This window comes from Mycobacterium sp. NGS11, from assembly GCF_059813315.1.
In genome coordinates, this window is the sequence record NZ_JCALEJ010000007.1 from 175,869 (window position 1) to 194,187 (window position 18,319).

The 18,319-nt window shown below is 67.0% G+C and carries 17 protein-coding genes; 5 read left to right on the forward strand and 12 right to left on the reverse strand.

Translation table 11 applies throughout. The features are described from left to right. Positions 1-7 precede the first annotated feature (7 nt). Complete coding sequence (locus tag AC5Y4T_RS11990) at positions 8-1,423, forward strand: alpha/beta hydrolase domain-containing protein (protein WP_499953127.1); 1,416 nt, start codon at positions 8-10, stop codon at positions 1,421-1,423. On the opposite strand, the gene AC5Y4T_RS11995 is transcribed toward AC5Y4T_RS11990, so the two are convergent. Beyond that, complete coding sequence (locus tag AC5Y4T_RS11995; protein ID WP_499953176.1) at positions 1,420-2,553, reverse strand: NAD(P)H-dependent amine dehydrogenase family protein; 1,134 nt, start codon at positions 2,551-2,553, stop codon at positions 1,420-1,422. The two genes, AC5Y4T_RS11990 and AC5Y4T_RS11995, sit on opposite strands and share 4 nt — an antisense overlap. 74 nt (positions 2,554-2,627) lie before the next feature. Here AC5Y4T_RS11995 and AC5Y4T_RS12000 point away from each other — a divergent pair, with 74 nt between their 5' ends. From AC5Y4T_RS12000 to AC5Y4T_RS12015, 4 genes are all read left to right on the forward strand, one after another. Next, positions 2,628-3,506 (forward strand): MarR family transcriptional regulator, encoded by an 879-nt coding sequence (locus AC5Y4T_RS12000; RefSeq protein ID WP_499953180.1) that lies wholly within the window; start codon positions 2,628-2,630, stop codon positions 3,504-3,506. A gap of 24 nt (positions 3,507-3,530) precedes the next feature. After that, complete coding sequence (locus AC5Y4T_RS12005) at positions 3,531-4,256, forward strand: pirin family protein (protein WP_499953130.1); 726 nt, start codon at positions 3,531-3,533, stop codon at positions 4,254-4,256. A gap of 57 nt (positions 4,257-4,313) precedes the next feature. After that, entirely contained in the window at positions 4,314-5,786 is a 1,473-nt protein-coding gene (locus AC5Y4T_RS12010) for a YhgE/Pip domain-containing protein (protein ID WP_499953132.1), read from the forward strand. A gap of 79 nt (positions 5,787-5,865) precedes the next feature. Beyond that, positions 5,866-6,975, forward strand: a complete 1,110-nt coding sequence (locus AC5Y4T_RS12015; protein ID WP_499953185.1) for a phosphodiester glycosidase family protein — start codon at positions 5,866-5,868, stop codon at positions 6,973-6,975. On the opposite strand, the gene AC5Y4T_RS12020 is transcribed toward AC5Y4T_RS12015, so the two are convergent. From AC5Y4T_RS12020 to AC5Y4T_RS12070, 11 genes are all read right to left on the reverse strand, one after another. Beyond that, on the reverse strand, positions 6,968-7,669 hold the full coding sequence (locus AC5Y4T_RS12020; protein ID WP_499953135.1) for a YoaK family protein: 702 nt from the start codon (positions 7,667-7,669) through the stop codon (positions 6,968-6,970). The two genes, AC5Y4T_RS12015 and AC5Y4T_RS12020, sit on opposite strands and share 8 nt — an antisense overlap. Before the next feature lie 37 nt (positions 7,670-7,706). After that, the gene (locus AC5Y4T_RS12025; RefSeq protein WP_499953137.1) at positions 7,707-8,492 is read right to left on the reverse strand and encodes a mammalian cell entry protein; all 786 of its coding nucleotides are present in this window, start codon (positions 8,490-8,492) and stop codon (positions 7,707-7,709) included. Continuing rightward, positions 8,459-9,019: an Rv1363c family protein gene (locus AC5Y4T_RS12030; RefSeq protein WP_499917705.1), complete on the reverse strand. Its 561-nt coding sequence runs from the start codon at positions 9,017-9,019 to the stop codon at positions 8,459-8,461. Before AC5Y4T_RS12030 ends, AC5Y4T_RS12025 begins: the two co-directional genes overlap by 34 nt. Further along, positions 9,016-9,987 carry an RDD family protein gene (locus AC5Y4T_RS12035; protein ID WP_499953140.1) on the reverse strand — a complete coding sequence of 324 codons (972 nt, stop codon included), beginning with the start codon at positions 9,985-9,987 and terminating at the stop codon, positions 9,016-9,018. Before AC5Y4T_RS12035 ends, AC5Y4T_RS12030 begins: the two co-directional genes overlap by 4 nt. Then, positions 9,984-10,727 (reverse strand): Rv1363c family protein, encoded by a 744-nt coding sequence (locus tag AC5Y4T_RS12040; RefSeq protein WP_499953143.1) that lies wholly within the window; start codon positions 10,725-10,727, stop codon positions 9,984-9,986. The genes AC5Y4T_RS12035 and AC5Y4T_RS12040 overlap by 4 nt, the downstream gene beginning before the upstream one ends. Further along, positions 10,697-12,247 (reverse strand): virulence factor Mce family protein, encoded by a 1,551-nt coding sequence (locus AC5Y4T_RS12045; RefSeq protein WP_499917702.1) that lies wholly within the window; start codon positions 12,245-12,247, stop codon positions 10,697-10,699. The genes AC5Y4T_RS12040 and AC5Y4T_RS12045 overlap by 31 nt, the downstream gene beginning before the upstream one ends. Continuing rightward, positions 12,241-13,392, reverse strand: a complete 1,152-nt coding sequence (locus tag AC5Y4T_RS12050) for a virulence factor Mce family protein (protein ID WP_499917701.1) — start codon at positions 13,390-13,392, stop codon at positions 12,241-12,243. The genes AC5Y4T_RS12045 and AC5Y4T_RS12050 overlap by 7 nt, the downstream gene beginning before the upstream one ends. Positions 13,393-13,409: 17 nt before the next feature. Then, on the reverse strand, positions 13,410-15,026 hold the full coding sequence (locus AC5Y4T_RS12055; RefSeq protein ID WP_499917700.1) for a virulence factor Mce family protein: 1,617 nt from the start codon (positions 15,024-15,026) through the stop codon (positions 13,410-13,412). Then, positions 15,023-16,615, reverse strand: coding sequence for a virulence factor Mce family protein (locus tag AC5Y4T_RS12060; RefSeq protein WP_499917699.1), 1,593 nt, complete (start codon positions 16,613-16,615; stop codon positions 15,023-15,025). Before AC5Y4T_RS12060 ends, AC5Y4T_RS12055 begins: the two co-directional genes overlap by 4 nt. After that, positions 16,612-17,652 (reverse strand): virulence factor Mce family protein, encoded by a 1,041-nt coding sequence (locus AC5Y4T_RS12065; protein ID WP_499917698.1) that lies wholly within the window; start codon positions 17,650-17,652, stop codon positions 16,612-16,614. The genes AC5Y4T_RS12060 and AC5Y4T_RS12065 overlap by 4 nt, the downstream gene beginning before the upstream one ends. Further along, on the reverse strand, positions 17,649-18,319 hold a 671-nt coding region (locus AC5Y4T_RS12070; protein WP_499953145.1), incomplete at its 5' end, for an MCE family protein. The genes AC5Y4T_RS12065 and AC5Y4T_RS12070, both read right to left, overlap by 4 nt.

Genomic DNA, 18,319 nt, shown 5'->3' on the forward strand with positions numbered 1-18,319 from the left:
CGGCGCCATGACGCACACGACCCAGGTGACCCCCACCCCGGGCAAGCCGGCGCTGCTGCTGAGCGCCTTTGACCTGGCCGACGTCGGGTACTGCGTCGAGGAGTTCTTGGTCGCCGGCACGGCCCGCAGCTACAGCCCGGTGAGCGAGCTGGGTCCCGATGGCCGCTGGGACGTAACACCTTCGGGCTCGGCCGATTTCACCACCCGAATGGTGGTGTTGACGCCGTCCGATCCCGCCCGGTTCAACGGGACGGTGCTGGTCGAATGGCTCAACGTGAGCGGTGGCATCGACGCCGCCGCGGTGTGGATGATGGCGCACCGCGAGATGCTGCGCGCCGGTTACGCCTACGTCGCGGTCTCGGCTCAGCGGGTGGGAGTCGAAGGCGGCGAAAGCCTGCTCGGCACGGACATGTCGTTGAAAAGCCAAGACCCGCAACGGTATGCGACCCTGCACCATCCGGGCGACGCGTTCTCCTACGACATGTTCTCCCAGATCGGCGGGCTCATCAAGGACGGCGAACACGACGCCATCCTTCGCGGGTTGCCCGCCCGGCACGTCATCGCGCTGGGCGAATCCCAGTCCGCGATGTTTCTCACGACCTACGTCAACGCCGTCGACCCGCTGGCCCACATCTACGACGGATTCCTGGTGCACTCCCGCTTCGGCCCGGCCGCCCCGCTGGACGGCAGCTCGATCTTCGACGAATCCTCTGCGACACAGCCGGTTATGTTCCGCCCGGAACTGCGTGTCCCGCTGCTGGCGGTGATCACCGAGACGGATGTCTTCGGCGGTCCGCGCGACGGTTACTACTTCGCCAGGCAGCCGGACGGTGAGCGGCTGCGGGTCTGGGAGATCGCCGGCGCCGCACACGCCGACAACTACACGATTCAGGTTGCGTTCATCGACAGCGGCTCGGCACCGCTCGAGACCATCGTGGCGGGCTACGCGCCGACCAACATGTTGATGGGCCAGCGGCTGGCACACAGCATCAACTTCGGCCCGCAGCACCACTATGTGGTGCAAGCGGCGGTGGCTGCGCTGAATAACTGGGTCGTCTCCGGCGAACCCGCCCCGAGCGCGGACCCGCTCGAGGTACGCGAAGACGCCGGGCCGCAACCCGTTCCGGATGGTAACGGGCTCGCCCGCGGTGGCATCAGAACCCCATGGGTGGACGTGCCGATCGCCAGGACGTCGGGTCTGGGCGGCGACGAGAGCATCATGTCGTCGATCTTCGGCTCCGGAGAACTGTTCGACGCCAACACGATTCGGCGGCTCTATCCGGATGGCGGCGCGCAGTACCTGGAAGGCTTTACCGCTGCCCTCGACGCGGCGATCGCCGCCGGGTTCATTCTGCCGGCCGACCGCGCCGAAATCCTGCAGCTCGCCGCCGCGACCTTTCCCGACGGCCGGGATGAGGGTTAGAACAGCCGGCTGTCCGGCGGCGGCCCAGGCACCGGACGCACCAGGCCGCTCCCGGTGATCATCGGCAGGTCCAGCGCGGACAGCAGTCCCGGCGGGGCCGCACAAACCGCGGGGATGGCGTTCACCATTCGCGACGAGCCGGCGATGCGGGCCCCCAGGTCGTGGTCCGCCCCCTCGGCCATCTCGAATTCACAGCGCATGCTCGGCGAGCCCTCGATCTCCACGCGGTACAGCCCCTGTCCCGACGCCGGCCCGTAGCCGAGGTCCCTCGGTGTGATGGAGACGCGTGGCTGCGGCCAGTCCGGGGCGATGTCGTCACGCATGCGCGTCACGTGGTCGAGCACGAAAGTCGGCTTCCCGTCCACGTAACCGGTGAGCGTCGAACGCATCGCGGCGATGGTTCCGGCGGCGATGTGACCGGTGGGGGTGTCGAAGGACTCGGTGGCGGGGATGCGCTCGTTGCTCTCCTCGATGTTGTCGATTTTGACGCCCAGCCCGGCGGCCAACTGGTGCAGCACCGGACCCCAGCCGAAGGTGAAGATCCCCGGCTGGGCCGCGAAGGCCGGGTAGTCCGGCCGCTGGCCGAATCCGAGAATCTCGTAGACGGCGGAGCGGTCCGGATAGGTGGCGTAATTGAACATCTCGGTGACCCGCACCGACTCGATCACCCGGGAGACTCCGGTAAGGACCAGCGGCAGCACGTCATTGGCGAACCCGGAGTCGATGCCGGTGGTGAAGAACGACACCCCTCCGTCGATCGCGGCCAGGCGCAGCGGGGCGGTGAAGGCGGCGTCGACGGCGTCGGGAAATACCAGCGGCACCACCGAACACGACACCACGTTCTTTCCGGCCCGCAGGATCGACACCATGTCCTCGACGGCCTCCAGCGGCCGCAAGTTCGCGGCGGCGGCGTACACCACGACATCGGCATCACCGGCCAGCAGGGCCGCCGGATCCCGGGTCGCCACCACGCCGACGGGCGCGATGCCACACAGCTCCCCCGCATCGCGACCAGCCTTCGCGTCGCTGTGCACGACGACGTCGACCAGTTGCAGCTCCGGATGGTCGATCACCCCGCGCAGGGCCACCACGCCCATCGAGCCCGGGCCCCAAACTCCCACCTTGAACACGGACAATCTCCTAATATTAGGACACATATGGCTATATTTAGGCGGATCGTAAGGAGGTGACGGTGGATACGTCAATGGCCGGGACCCGCGGGGGATCGGGTGCCAAATCACCGCCGACCGCCCGGGTAGTGAATGTCCTTGTCGCCCTGGCTGATTCGCAACCCGGCTTGACCTCGGCCGAGTTGGCGAAGAGCTGCGCGATCAGCACGTCGACCTGCGCCCTGGTGCTGGCCGAACTGGAAGGGCGGGGCTGGGTGGCGCGCCGCGACGATCGCCGCTACGTACTGGGCAGCGGACTGTTCGGACTTGTTCACGGCCTGCGCCAGCAGTTTCCGCTGCTGGACCGCGGGCGCGACGCGCTGCGCTTCCTGCACCACACGCTCGGCGGGGGCTGCTCGATGTCGAGGATCGGCACCCGGCATCTGACCACCGTCGATGCGGTCGGCCATGCCACCGACGGCGAGCATGCCGTGGGGCAGCGCTTCCCCATCGACCCGCCGTTCGGGCTGGTCGCCATGGCCTGGCGCGATGATGACTTCGTCGAGGCGTGGTTGCATCGCGTGACGCCCAGGCTGACCCGCACCGAGATCGCCGAGCACCGACGGGTACTCGCCGATATCCGCGCCCGCGGCTACGGCGCGTGGCGGTTCGATGACACTCACCGATCGCTGCACACCCGGCTTGCCGATGTGCTGGCCTCGTTGGAGCCGACGGCGCAGGTCACCCGCCAGCTCACCACGCTGATGACGATGGTGACCCTGCGGTCGATCACCGATGTACTCGAGACCGACTTGGCCACAACGGAATTCGTTGTCCTGCCGATATTCGCCCAGGACGGGCAGCCGGAGTATCAGATCGAGATCCACCTGGGCCACTCGGCAGGGCTGACCTTGCCGGAACTCGACGCGGCGCTTCGGCACGCCCAGGGGATGCTCACCGCGGCGGTGGCGTGACGCCACAGACATTAGGCTGAGGCGATGTCCGCGACCACGGAGATCAGGGCTGCGGAAACCCGGGCCGTCACCAGAACCGCGTGGCTGACATCGCGGCACTCTTTCTCCTTCGGTGACCACTATGACCCGCAGAACACCCATTTCGGGCTGCTGCTGGTGAACAACGACGACATCGTCGCCCCGGGAACGGGATTCGACACCCACCCGCACCGCGATATGGAGATCGTGACCTGGGTGCTGCGCGGCGAACTGTCGCGCCGCGACTCCGAGGGCAACCAAGGCGTGGTCTATCCCGGCCTGGCGCAACGCATGTCGGCCGGCAGCGGAATCCTGCACTCCGAACGCAACGACTCCCCCACTGAGCCGGTTCATTTCGTGCAAATGTGGGTGGCCCCCGATGAGGCCGGCGTCGAACCGAGCTATCAACAGCGAGAGATCGACCAGAAGCTGTTGGCGGGCAATCTTGTGACGATCGCCTCAGGCATGTCCGCGCATGACGCCGCGATCACCCTGCACAACCGCAACGCCGCGCTGCACGTGACGCGGTTGGCGGCCGGTGCGGCGTTGGGCCTTCCGCAGGCGCCCTACCTGCACCTTTTCGCGGCCCGGGGCCGGGTCGACGTGGAGGGAATCGGCGCGGTGAACGAGGGCGACGCCGTGCGATTCACCGACGCCGACGGCCGGCGCGTGACCGCGAGCGAGCCGTCGGAACTGCTGATCTGGGAGATGCACGCGAAGCTGGGTGACTGAGGCCATAGAGGGCCGGCTCCGCAGCCCATAGAGTGGGCTCGACAGACAGGAGTCGGCATGCCTCAATCGCACCCGCAGCACGCGGCGCCCAACCCCAACCGGAACATCAAGGCGATCCGCACCGTGCGGTTCTGGGCGGCACCCCTGGTGATCACCGTCGCGTTGATGTCGGCGCTGTGCGCGCTCTATCTCGGCGGCATTTTGAACCCGACAACCAACCTGCGTCATTTCCCCATCGCGGTGGTGAACGAGGACGCCGGCCCCGGCGGCGCACAGATCGTCGACCGCCTGCTCAATGGGTTGGACAAGAACAAGTTCGACGTTCGCGTGCTCACCCGAGGCGAGGCCAAGCACCAAATGGACACCGGACGGGTGTACGGCCAGGTGCTGATACCGCCGAGCTTCTCGTCGAAGTTGCGAGACTTCGCGACCAGCGCGGTAGTGCCCGCCCGCGCCGATCGGCCGTCGATAACGGTCTCCACCAATCCGAGGGCCGGCACGCTAGGCGCGAGCATCGCCGGTCAAACCCTCAACGCGGCGATGGGAATGGCCAACGGCATAGCAGGGCAACGGGTTATGGCGGAGGTGGCCGCGCAGACCGGCGGTGCGCCGCTGGCCGGGGCGGCCCAGGTGGGTCTGAGCGCCCCCATCGACATCCAGTCGAACGTGTACAACCCACTGCCGAACGGCACCGGTAACGGCCTGTCGGCCTTCTACTACGCGCTCTTGCTGCTGCTGGCCGGATTCACCGGCAGCATCGTGGTCAGCACGCTGGTGGACGCGCTACTCGGTTACGTCCCGGCGGAATTCGGCCCGGTGTACCGATTCGCCGAGCAGGTCAGGATTTCCAGATTCCAGACCCTGCTGCTGAAGTGGGCCATGATGGTGCTGCTGGGGCTGCTCACCTCGGCGGTGTATCTGGCGATCGCCGACGGGCTCGGCATGCCCATCGACCACAGCTGGCAACTCTGGGCGTTCGGGGTCTTCGCGATCGCCGCGGTGGGCATCACATCCAGTTCCCTGCTCTCGGTGCTGGGCACCGCCGGAATGCTGGTCAGCATGCTCATCTTCGTGATCCTCGGTCTCCCGTCCGCCGGTGCCACGGTGCCGCTGGAGGCCACGCCGTCCTTCTTCCGCTGGCTGGCCGAATTCGAACCGATGCACCAGGTCTTCCTCGGGGCCCGCTCGCTGCTCTACTTCGGCGGTCATGGCGATGCCGGTCTGACCCAGGCCCTGACCATGACGACGATCGGCCTTGTCATCGGCCTGCTGCTCGGCGGCGTCGTCACGCACCTCTACGACCGCAAGGGCTTTCACCGGATTCCGGGCGCGGTCGAACTGGCGATCGCCCAGGAGCACCAGGCGCAGCACCTGGCCCGCCGCGGTAAGCACGCGGTGGTGCCCGCCGCCGCGCCTGCCGGATCCGGGCCGGCGCCTGCCGGATCCGGGTCGGCCGAATCCGGCGCCACCGAACCCGCCGCCACCGAACCCGCCGCCGCCGGGCCCGAAAGTTCAAGCGAGCAAGCGTAATTCGCGCGTAGCCCGACCGTCACCCCAACGTTATCTTTGTTGACAGTGTGACTTTTGAGGCTGATGATGTTTTTGTTGCATTCGGCTTCAGGCGGAAAGGGCTAAAGTGCTGACCCGACGCGCCAGCTTCCGCCGGCTCGCGGCGTGCTGCGCGTCCGTCGTCGCCTGCTGCACCCTGGCCATCACCTCGGGACAACCCCTGGCCCGGGCCGCCGACGGCCGCGACCTGCTGGCCAACGCCATCGGCAGCACCCGTGGTTCCTACCTGGTCTACAACTTCGGCCCCGGCCATCCCGCGCCGATGCTCAACGCCGGGGGCAGTTGGTACGAGATGGACAACGGCGGCCATCTGATGATCATCAAGAACGCGGCGGGTCGCCTGTCGCCGCACCTGCTGGTCGACACGCACCGGGGTGATCAGGCCAGGTGCGAGAACAACCCCGGGGCCCGCACCGGCGAGGGCCTCTGGCAGGCGTCGGAGCTCTACGCGCCGCTGCAGGCCTGGCAGCGCATGGGCCAGCCGACCATCGCGATCAACGCCAACTTCTTCGACGTCCGAGGGCAAAAGGGCGGATCCTGGCGGCAGACCGGCTGCAGTTCTCCGCTCGGCGCCTTCGTCGACAACACCCAGGGGCAGGGTCGCGCCAACCAGGCGGTCACCGGTACCGTCGCCTACCCCGGCAAGCAGGGCCTGTCCGGTGGCGGCGAAAGCTGGAGCGCGCTGTCGACCATGATCCTGCCGTCCGGTGGTGCGCCGTATGTGGTGTGGCCCAAGACAAAGAGCGACTATGACGCCGCCACTCCGGTGGTCGCCGACCTGCTGAACAAGAACGAGCGATTCGTCGCGGTCTCGGGAATCGGGCTGTTGGCGCCCGGCAACACCGGACAGCTGCACGACGGCGGGCCCAGCGCGGCGCGAACGGCCATTGCCTACGCCCGGCAAAAGGACGAGATGTACATCTTCGAGGGCGGCAACTACACCCCGGACAACATGCAGGACCTGTTCCGCGGACTCGGCAGCGATAACGCCGTCCTGCTCGACGGCGGCGGCTCGTCGGCGATCGTGCTGCGCCGCGACACCGGGGGCATGTGGGCCGGGGCGGGATCACCGCGCGGATCGTGCGACACCCGGCAGGTGCTCTGCGACTCACACGAGCGTGCGCTGCCCAGCTGGCTGGCGTTCAACTAGCAACGGCCGCAGCAGGTTTCGTCGCAGCCGGCCCCAACCGGAAGATCAGCAGACTCGCTGCTATCACCGCGGCGGTGACCACGAACACCGGGGCGATCACGTATCTCGACATCGTCGCACCGAAGAAGGCGCCGGCGCACATGGTCGCGACGACTCCGATGCGCAGCCTGTGGCGTTCGCCGGTGCCGCCCGCCAGGCGACTGTCCAGCCCGAGGCTGACGATCGTCGACGTCAGGACCGTGGTGGACAGCTCCTGAATGCCGAACTGGCGCGCGCTCGAGTGTTGCAGGCCGAACGTCACCGCGAGGATGCCGATCATGATCAGCTTCGAATTCCCTTGGTAGCGCAACACTCCCGCGCCCGCCAGGATCGCCAGCGCCACCAGCAGCACGATCTCGGTTGCCAGTACCGTGCTGATCCACGCTCGCGTGCGGACGCCGAAATGGCGTGCGAGCCGGCCGCTGACGACCGTGGTGCAGATGAAGGTCGGCAGGGCCACCACGACGGCGGTCAGGTCGATGGTGGTTCTCGGAGCCAGCCAGAACCCGAGGAAGATCACGTTGCCGGTCATATTGGCGACGAACACGTGGCCGAGCGCCAGGATGCTGATCGAGTCGGCCAGGCCGGTGGCGAAGGTCAACAGCAGCAACGCGGCTACCGTCCATCGTTGCGATACCGGAGACGTGACAGCCATGCGGTGCAGTATATTTCGGCTCCGCCGGCGGTCGCCGCTAAACTTTCGGCGTCAGATCCAGCGACGTGATCGTCGTCATCCTGGTCACCAGCCAACGGTTGTCGGACCGCTTCAAGAACAGCCGGTAGGACAGGTACTTCAGCGACGGGACGTTCTTGGTCAGCGGGCTGGTGGAGGTCGTGTTGGTGTAGACGATGACTGCAGCGTTGGGGCCGTCGAGCGTTTCGACCGCCGCGCCGGTGACCTCGGTGCTGTTGGTGATCTTGGCCTGCTTGTTAGGGGCCACGATCGCGTCGACGAATTTGCGGTACTGCGCTTCGAAATCGCCGCTGAGGTAGCGGGATGCGCGGTCGGCCAGCGTGTCCATGTTTTCCGGCGTATACGTCCACAGCGTGGTGATCGCGTTGGCCGCGGTCCGCGCGACGTTGAGTTTCGTTGCCGCGGTGGCCCGGTCGGTCAGGTACGGCTGCATCATCGCGCCGGCGAAGGCGGCGGACCCGACGAACAGCAGAGCGGCGATCGTGGCGACGGCGGCCCAGGCCCTGCCGGTGCGCCGCTTCTTGCGCGGGCCATCGCCCGGCTCCGTGTCGGCGGCCCCCTCCGCGTCCTGGCCGGTGGCCTCCCCTTCGCCGGTTGCCTCGTCGGTGGCCTCGCCGTCAGCGCCGTCCGGCTCGGCCGCCGTGGCCTCGGATTCCGTTGCCGCGTCGGCAGTTTCGTCGCTCGGGAGCGCGCCGTCGCGCTCTGCCGCAGTGGTCGCGCCGCCTTCGGCGGCGGTGTTCTGCTCGGCGGTCACATCACCTGCTGCAGGTTGCTGATCTTCCACTGGTTCCCTTCCTGCGTCGCGGTTGCCGCCCAACGATTGGCGTTCTGTACCACCTGTTTTTCATCCGGAGACTTCGTTGTGATCGCGGTGGCCACCATGACATTGACGCTGCCGTCGTCGTTCCATCGCTCCAGGCCGGCGTCCAGGACGGTGCCCGTGGCCGGTTCGGCCCGGGCTACCTGGAGGAGAATCTCGTTGGCGTTCTTCTGGTATTGCTTGGCGAAGTCGCCGGTCGCCTGCGCCAAGATCCGATTCACGTAGTCGTTGGCGTGGAACGGATCGATGGAGGTGAACTGCGTCATGAAGCCGCTCACGTAGTTCAGCACCTCGCGGTCCTTCGACGCGGTCCGCTCCCGGGACGCGTGCGAGGCGAGCATCAGCGCGCAGGCGGTGATCGCCGCCACCATCAGCACCGCGGCGACGGTGCTGGCCAACGGCACCAGCCAGGGTCGCGGCGCCTCGGCCTCGACCGGCCGCGCGACGAGCAGGGGTCGCTCGTCGGGGGCGAACCTGCGGCGCGGGCTCATTTACCGGCCCCGGGCTGTTTCGGCTTGGTCAGCACGTTGAGATCGTCGACGCGCCAGTCGTTTCCGCCGACCTTGGCGAAGTTCACCCGCACCGTGGCGCTGATGTAGCGTTGCTCGGGCCCGGTCCCGCGGCGGCCCTGCATGAACAGCAGCATCTTCGCCCGGTCCGGGCTGGCCGATTCGATCGAGCTGTTGGTGACCCAATACTCGTTGATGACCGGGTGCCCCTTCTGGACCAGATCCTGCTGGGCCGCGAGCTGGGGCCGATATTTGTCGGTCGCCAGCGACAGTGCCCGGGTGAAGTCGTCGTGCAACGTCTTGGGGTCATACGTCAGCATCTGGGCGACCATCTTGGGTCCCAGCGTCGCGATCTGGGCGCGGGTCTGATCGGTCGCGCGGTCCGCGGAGTACGACACGAAGAAGCTCATGGCGACCCCGGCCAGGCAGAGGATCAGCGCGCTCGACACGGCGGCCGCGCTCCAGCGCCGGGTGTGAGGCGGCGCCGTCTCCGCTTCCAGGCGGCGCACTTCCGTGCGCACCAACATGTCGGCGAAGGTACGGCGGCGCGAATCCCACAGGGGCCAAAGCCATCCCAAGATCGACACGGTATCGAGCAGGTGGGCTAGCTCCCGGAGCAGCAGCGTCCACGGGCCCGGAGCGGCGCCGGTGCGCCGCGTTACGGTGATGCCCACCAGAGCGCGACCCAGGCTCCAGCCGGTGATGACCGGCAGCAACAGCCGGTTGACCAGAAGAAGCAGGGTCACTATGCCGAGGACGCAGATGGCCAGCCACCACCACACGCCGCCCGCCGGCACGGTGAACGACACCAACGCCAGGGTCGTCACCACGGCGACCCCGGGCAGCACGTCGACGGCGACGGCGATGGCGCGAGATCGCCAGGGCGCCAAGGTCTCCCGCGGTGACTGTTGGATTGCCGTGGGCGCAGTGGGTTCGGCCACCACCGTCACTTCGTCACCTGGTCGAGCTTGGAAATCTTGTACTGCCCCTCGGCGAAGGCCATTTTCACGCGCAGCCGGTAGCCGGCTTCGTTCTGGTTCTGGTCGCTGGCCACCTTGACGCGCATCGCGACGAGGATGTCGATCGAACCGTCGGGGTTGTTGCGTTCGACAGCCGCCCGCACGTCCGACACCTGAACGTGGACGTTCGCGGCCTGATACGCCTGCACGAGCATGCTGGTGTACAGCAACGCCTGCGAGCGGAACGCGTCCGTGCCGCAGTCGATGATCTTCTGCTCGCTCGCGGTCATCGCGTTGGTGTCCGGCGCCTGGGTCGCCGACACGCATTCCACCGCGGCCTTCAGCGCCGCGTCGTCGTTGCGGGCGGTCCGTTGGCTTTGCTGGTGGTAGTGCAGAGCGAGGTAGCCACCCGCCCCGATGGCGCCGGCGCAGAGCACCAGCACCGCGGCGATGGCGGCCAGCCACCCGCGACCCACCCGGGACGGACGCCGGGGCGCGGCCACGGCGGGCTCGCCGGATTCAGCGGCATTGTCGGCAGCGCCGTCGGACTCGGACACCTCGGCGTCGACGTCGGCGTCACCGTCGGTGGATTCCACGGGATCCCCCGAGGCGTCCTGCGGATCGGTGTGCCCGGTCTCGGGTGCCGTCGAATCCTCGTCCTTGTCCTGCGTGGTCAACGAATCGTCCGTGTCGATGGGGTTCAGCCGGCTGGTGCCAGCATCTCCTTCCATCCATCGTCTCCTGTTCTGGTCGAGTTCTCGACGGAGTATTTCACCCCGTCTGGCCCTACCAGTTCACCGCTTTGGGGACTGTAGATCGCCGAGGGAGGCCCACTGGGTTTGTAGACACAGGGGTTGGGCTGCTGGCCATTGCACTGCACGGTACCCGACCCCGGCCGGGACAGCGGATCGCTGGTGGGCGGGGGTGTGCCCGGAACCCGGTCCGAGGGCGCCGGGTTCAGCCCGTTGTTCACCGACGGCGCGGGAATCACTATGCCTGGCTTGACCGGCTGGTCACACCGCGCCGACGGCGCGGGGCAGGTCAGAATCTGGTTGGGGTCGCCGTACCACGGGTTGGTACCCGCGGGCACATACGGCTTGGGGTCACGGCATTCCCGCGGAGTCGCGGCGCGTTTGCCCGGAACGTCCGTACACGGGATGTTGCGCGATCCGCGCACGCCGTTGGCCGGGGTCTCCATCGGGATCTTGCAGTACGTACCCGTGGGCAACGGCTGAACGCTGGTGTCGGCCGGTGACCGCCACTCCGACGCCGGAATGAAGCCGGTCAAACACGGCGGCGGCTGGTTGATCGACAGCGCCAGGTCCAGCGCGGCCATGTTCGGGAACGGCGCCGCCACCGTCTGGGCGATCGATGCGCCCTGCGGGAGGAACACCAGGACCTGCTCGACGCCGGTGTGGTAGCGCTTGAGCAGCTCGATGACGACTTCGAGATTGGCCAGCGTCTGGGGCAGCGAGTCACGCACGTCGTTGAAGACCGAGTTGACCTGGTCGGCCGTCGGCGCCGCCTGGCGCAGCACGCTTTTCAGGTGTTGATCTTCCTGCGCGGTCTGGGCGCCCAGCCGGTTGAGGTTGCGCGCCCAACGTTCGATGGCATCGCCCGATTTGACCTGGCTGTCGAGCACCGGGCCGGAGTTCTGGATGATGTCGTTGACGTCGGTCATCTGGTTTTTGAAGTCACCGACGATCGCCTGCGTGGCATCGACCAACCTCTGCAGGTTGGGGCCCAACCCGCCGACGGCTTGCGCCGTCTCGTCGAGCAGCTGACCGATCTTCTCCTTCGGCAGCACCGCCAGCCCGCGGTTCGCGGTATCCAGGGCCGGCCCGATTTCGGCGGGCACGGTGCCCTTGGTGATGGTCTGGCCCTCCGCCAGGTACTTGCCGGTATTCCCGGACGAGGTCAGGTCCAGGTACTGCTCACCGACGGCCGAGACCGAGTGCACGTTGGCGGTCGCGTCGATCGGGATCTTGTAGTGGCTGTCGATGCTCATCGTCGCCTGCACGCCGTGCTCGGTCGGCTCGACGTCGGTGACCTTGCCGATGGTGATGCCCCGGTAGGTGACGTTGGCCGTGGGATACAGCCCTCCCGATGCCGGTAGGTCGGCCTTGAGCGTGTACCGGCCGATGCCCATCAGGCTCGGGATCTGCAGGTAGTAGATACCGAGGACGAGCAGCGAGATGACGGTCAGGACCCCGAAGGCGATCAGCTGGCGTCGGATGAAGGGAGTCAGCAATTCCGGTCCCCCCTTTCCACCAGCGGTCCACCCGGTGCGTCATTCGGGTTCGGCGTGTAGCGCACGTCGGGAATCATCGTCTCCGGGTCGCGCCCGAAGGACTGCTCGAGCGCCCGCAGGGCTCCGGACAATCCCGTCCCGGTGAGGAACGCGTTGTCGACCGCGCTGTAGGTCAGGTCGAGCGTCAGCGAGATGTTGATGTAGTCACCGCGGAACATCTTGGGCACCGTGTCGATGTCGAACGGCTGGGTGAGGATCAACTTCAGCGCACCGATCAGATAAGGCGAGGCCTTGCCGAGCTCCTTGAGCGGGCATTGCAGCGCCTGCAGGTCGGTGTGCAGCGGCCCACGTGTTTCCGACAGGTACTGGTCGGCGGCCTGGCTGAGCCGTCCCACCGAGTCGGTGGCGTTGATCAGCAGGTTCTTCGTGTCGGCGAAATGCTTGATCAGCGGCGGAATATCGGTGAGCACCCGATCCAGGACATCGGCGCGGCCGCCCACGTAGGTCAGCAGCCGGTTGGTCGAGTCGATGGCGTGCGTGATGTCGTCGCGCTGCGCGTTGAGCTGGCTGGTGAAGGTGTCCAGCTTGCCCAGCAGTGCCCGGATCTGTTCGCCGCGTCCGTTGAAGATGTTGTAGATCTCGTTCTGCAGCACCTCCAGGTTGGGGATGCCGCCGCCGCGCAGGATGAGCGACAGGCTGGCCAGCGTCTGCTCGGTCGTGGGATACGAGGTCGAGTTCTTCAGCGGAATGGTGTCGCCGTTCTTGAGCAGTTCGGGCGACGGATTTGGCGGCGCCGCGAGCTCGACATGCTGCGAACCCAGCAGTGAGGTCTGGCCGATCCGGGCGGTGGCGTTCTTGGGCAGCTTGACCTTTTTGTCCACGCCCAGCGTCAGGGTGGCGATCCAGTTCTTCAGATTGATCGCCTTGATCGAGCCGACGAACACGTCCGCGACCATCACCTTGCTGTTGCCGTTGATCGCCAGGGTGTCCGGCACCTGCACGTAGATGGTCATGGAGCCCGAGCCGCTGCCGGGGCCGCCCGGGATGGCGACGTTCGAAATGCCTTTCCAGCCACACGAACTCAGCACCATCGCCGCGACCAGCAGGATCAACGTCTGCCATGCCCGGTGCCGGACCAACCTCATCGCGCTCGTCGCGCCCCTCACTGGCCACCTCCAAAGTCAGCGGGTGACGCGGGGCCACCCGCGTTCGGTGCGGGCGCGGACACCGGCGCCGGTGTCGGCGCGACCGGTCCCGGGATCACGCCCGGCCCCGGCGGTGGCGGCGGAATGGGAACCTGCGGCGGAACCTGGCCGATGACCGGCGCTATCGGGTTCTCGTCGTAGGCGTTCGGCGGCCCCGGCGGGGTCTGCAGAGTCGACTGGACCGGCTCGATGTTCGGTCCGCCCATCAGCTCATTGAGCGACTCCGGGGTCATCAGGCCCGCGGTGATCGGCCCGACCTGCTGGCCCTGCATACCCGGGGCGACGATCCAGCCCGGCTGGGTGTTGCGGTGCGACGTCGGGGTGTCGGGCACCCAGATGCCCGGCACGGTGGTGTCCTTGTATCCGTTCGGCGGATGCAGCCGATCCTCCGAATAGGCGACTTCCTTGGGCAGCGTCTCGGCCGTGCTGAACAGGTTCAACCCGAACGGCGGGTAGTTGAACTTGATCGCATCCAGAATCGGCGCGAGGTACTGCGCGCACAGTTCGGCCGACTCCTGATATCCCAGCCGGCTACCGGCCTGGATCGCGCTGCAGATGAACTGCATCGGGTTCGCGAAGTTGGTGATCGACGGGATGGCGACCACCGAACCGTGTGACGGGTGATAGATCTGGTTGATGTTCGCCGCGGCGGTCGGCAGGACGTGCAGCGCGGTCTCCAGCCCGTTCAGCGGATCGGGCTGCAGCAGCGTGTTCGTGACGGTTTCGAGGTTGTTGATGTCGTGAGTCAGCACCTCGCGGTTCTGGTTCAGCCACGGGCGGATGGTGCTGAGCAGGCCGTCGAACTGCTGGATGGCGTTGGCCAGGTCGTTGTCGGAGTGCGCGAGGTGCGTGGTGAAATCGGCCAGGTTCTGGTTCAGCGCGACGAACTGCTGGTCGTCGTTGTGCAGTGCGTTGACGAACAGGGCCAGGCTGCGCACCACCGCGAAGAAGTCGCCGCGACCCTCGTTCAACGCGGTCAGCGCCTGCGACAGGTTGCTCAGCGTGTCGTTGAACTGCTTGCCCTTGCCGGCCAGCCCATTGGCGAAAGACTCGATGACCTCACCGAACGGGCCCTTCGGCTGCTCGGGTGTGGGGCCCAGCTTGGAGATGATGTTGGTGATGCTGTTGCGCAGCTGATCCCACTCCACCGGCACCTGGGTGCGCTCTTCGGGGATCACCGCGTTGTCGGCGAGCACCGGGCCGCCCTTGTAGGCGGGTTCGAGCTGGATGGCCCGCGACGCCACCAGGGTCGGGTTGAGGATCACCGCCGAGGCGTTGGCCGGAACCCGGTACTGGTTCTCGTAGTGGAAGGTGACCTTCATCTTGTTGCCGACCGGCTCGATCTTGTCGATCGCGCCCACCCGCAGCCCCATGATCTGGACCTTGTCGCCCGGGTACAGCGCGTTCGCCGCCGGGAAGTAGGCCACCACGGTGTTGGTGGTCACCTTCTGATACAAGCGCCAACCGACGTAGCCGACGACGATCGCCAGGATCACCACCAGCGATGCGATGATCACCGATGCCCGCGTCAGCTTCGGCAGCCGCAGGTTGCGGACGTCAAAGATGGTGCTCAATTCTGGCTACCTCCCCCCGCTGCGCCGCTGCCTCCAGAGCCCCCGGGATTGATGAACGGCGCGGGCAGCTGGTTGCCCGGCCCGGGCGGCGCCGGCGGTCCCGGCGGCAACCCCGGCGCGAACGTCGACGGCGGCGGCGTCGGCCCGGCCGGCGCGAGGTTCTCGGTGCGCGCGCCCGGGGGTGCCTGCGCCGGCAACGGCACCGGAGTCCCCGGGACGTCGGGTGGCGGATCGCCCGGCCGGCCCGCGATGTTGATGCCCGGCGTGGGCGGCAGACCGTTCGGGTTCGGCGGCGACGTCATCACGTCGACCGGCGCCGGGAAGCCCGGCCCGCCGAACGGACCCGACGCCGCACCAGCACACGGCAACGGATTCCACGGCCGCGGCAGACCCTCGTCCCCGACCGTGACGTTGCCGCCCGGATTGGCCGGCGTGTACGAGCAGGGCGATCCCGGGGGTACGGCCGGACCCGGGTGGTCGGGCGTGCCCTCGAGCACCGGGGGCGCGGGTGGCGGCGCGCCGTTGGGGAACCGGGTGCCGTTCGGGTCGGGGAACCGGAACTCCGGCAATCCGGCACTGCGCCAGAAGTTCTCCGGATCGATCCCGCGCTTCTTGAAGGCGGCGTCGACCCAGGGCTGCGAAATCTGGTACAGGGCCAGGTTGTGCAGCACCACCTTGAAGAACGGGCCCGAGGCGATGGCCTCGTTCAGGGACGGCAGGAACTTGCCGACCTCGGTGAAACCGTTGGCCAGGTCGTCCTTGCGCTGCACCAGGATGTCGCTGACCGTGCGCAGCTGCTCCAGCACGTGATTCAGGTTCGGGTTGTCGTTGATGAAGCCCTTGACCTGTTCGGAGAACGCCGCGATGTTGCCCAGCAGGGCGTCGATCGCCTGGCCGCGTTCGTTGAAGGCGGCCAGCAGCGTCTTGGTGTTGACCAGCAGCCGGTCGATCTGATCGCTGCGATCACCGAGGATGCTGGCCACCTTGTTGGCCTGCGCGAGCAGGTGCTTGACCTCTTCGTCGCGCTTGCCGACGGTGGCCGAGAACTTCTCCACCCCTTTCAGGGCGGGGCTCAGGTGCGGATAGGTCTGGTCGATGGTCTGCGAGAGCACGTGCAAGGACTGCTTGACCGTGTCGATGTCCCAGCCCTGGGCGGCCTTGGTGACGTCGAAGAACGCGTCGTAGATCTGATACGGCGTGGTGCTCTGGCCGATCGGCAGCGTCCCGCCCGGCTTCAGCGTTTGGTTGCCGCGCGGCTCGAGTTCGAGGACCTTCTTACCCAGGATGGTGTCGGTCTTGACCGCGATCCGGCTCTCGGTGCCGAATTGTGCTGTGCCGGCGTTGAATTGAACCGCGATGTGATCACCGTCGATCTTGAGGCCCTCTACCTTGCCGACGTCCACCCCGGCGATGCGCACCTTGTCGCCTTTGCTCAGGCCGCCGGTGTCGCTGAACTGCCCGTAGTAGTGCGGCTTGGCCATCAACACCGGGACGCTGGTGAAGCTTTGGCCCACGCCGATCACCAGCACCGTCACGACGATGCCCATCAGGCCGATGCGAACCCGGTTGGGTGGTTCCAGTGTTCTCATTGCGGCGTGCACCTACCCGTCGGCTGCTGGAACAACCGGACCGTGCGGACCGGACCGCCGGCCTGCAGGCCGTTGATCTTCAGAGTGATGTCGCAGGCGTAGAAGTTCACGAAGTCCCCGTAGGACCCGATTGCGCGCCCGATCATGTTCAACGCCGTCGGCACCTTCTTCAGGTAGTCCTGCAGTTGGTCCTGCTGATCGATCAGCGGTTGCTGCACCGCGTCGAGGTAGTTGAGCGTCTTGTGCAACAGCCCGCGGTCCTCGGCCAACAGGTCGGCAACCGTGCCGGTGGCGTTGCTGATGTGGGCGGTCCCCCCGGCCAGCTGGTCACCGTGGTCCTTCAGACCGGTGATCAACACCTCCAGGTTGTTGATGGTCTGGTCGAACTGCTGCCGGTGCCGAACCGTCGTGTCCAGCACCGTGTTCAAGTTCTTGATGACCTCGCCGATGGCCTGGTCGCGTTCACCGAGCTGGTTGGTCAGCTGCGCGGTCTGGTCGAGGATGTCGTTGATGGTGCCGCCCTGGCCCTGGAAAACCGTGACCAGCGCGGTCGCAATGGTGTTGACCTTTTGCGGGTCGAGCGCCCGGAACAACGGCTTGAACCCACCGATCAGGGCGTCGAGGTCGAGCGCCGGCTGGGTGCGGGCGAGCGGGATGAAGCCGCCCGGCGGCAGAACCTTGTCGGCCCCTTCGCCCTGGCCGCGCTTGAGCTCCAGGTAGCGGTTACCGATCAGGTCGAGGTAGCGGATCTGGGCGCTCGTCGACTGGTACAGCGGTATCGAGCGGTCGACGTTGAACTTCACCCGCGCCCGCTTGCCGCCGTCGACCAGCTCGACCGTGTCGACCTTGCCGACCTCAACGCCGGAGGCGCGGACGAATTGGCCCGCGCGCAGGCCGCTGACGTTGCTGAACTCCGCCGAGTATTTGCTGGTGCGGTCGAAGCGCATCTGACCGAACACGACGATGATCATCACAGTGAAGACCAACAGCACCACCGAGAAGATGCTGAGCTTGACAATGGTTCCGGTGATTTTCATGGGTTGATCGTGTTATCCCCTACCTGGCGGCCCCAGACGTACTCGATCGCATACGGCGATCCGGTGTCGAGGTGGTTGTACGGCGCGAGGCTGTTGCCGGTGTCCATCACCAGCTCCGGAGCGGGCCACAGGTCGTGGGTGAGGGGTTGCCAGCACCCCGGCGCCCCGCCCGGGCCGCCGCGTGCGTTCACCCGGGGCAGGTTCTCCGGGTAGACGTAGGGGTTGGGCGCACCACCGATCAGGCCGACCGCGCCGCCGAGCCCCAGCGTGAGCGCGGAGACGGCGACCAGCGACAGTGGGTTGGCGACCAGCCCCAATCCGGACAGCGCCTGGGTGTGGGCGACCAGCGAATAGCCATTGCCGCCCAGGAAGGACGCGGCCTTGGGCTCGATGTCGTGGTAGTTGCGCACGGTGCAGAACAGCTCGGGGCTGTAGGTGTCGAGCAGTTGCGCGGTGGGCACCAGGTCGGCGGCGCCGCGCGCCAGATACGGCCCACCCTTTTCGAACAGGTCCGCACCCGTATTGCCGAACCCGGCCGCCGACAACAACGCCTGATCCAAATCCTTTTGCTGGGCATTGATCGTGCGCGAGGTGATCACCGCATTGTTCAAAAAGTCGAACAGATCCGGCGAGGCGTTCGCATACGTATCACCCAGCGCCGCCAGCT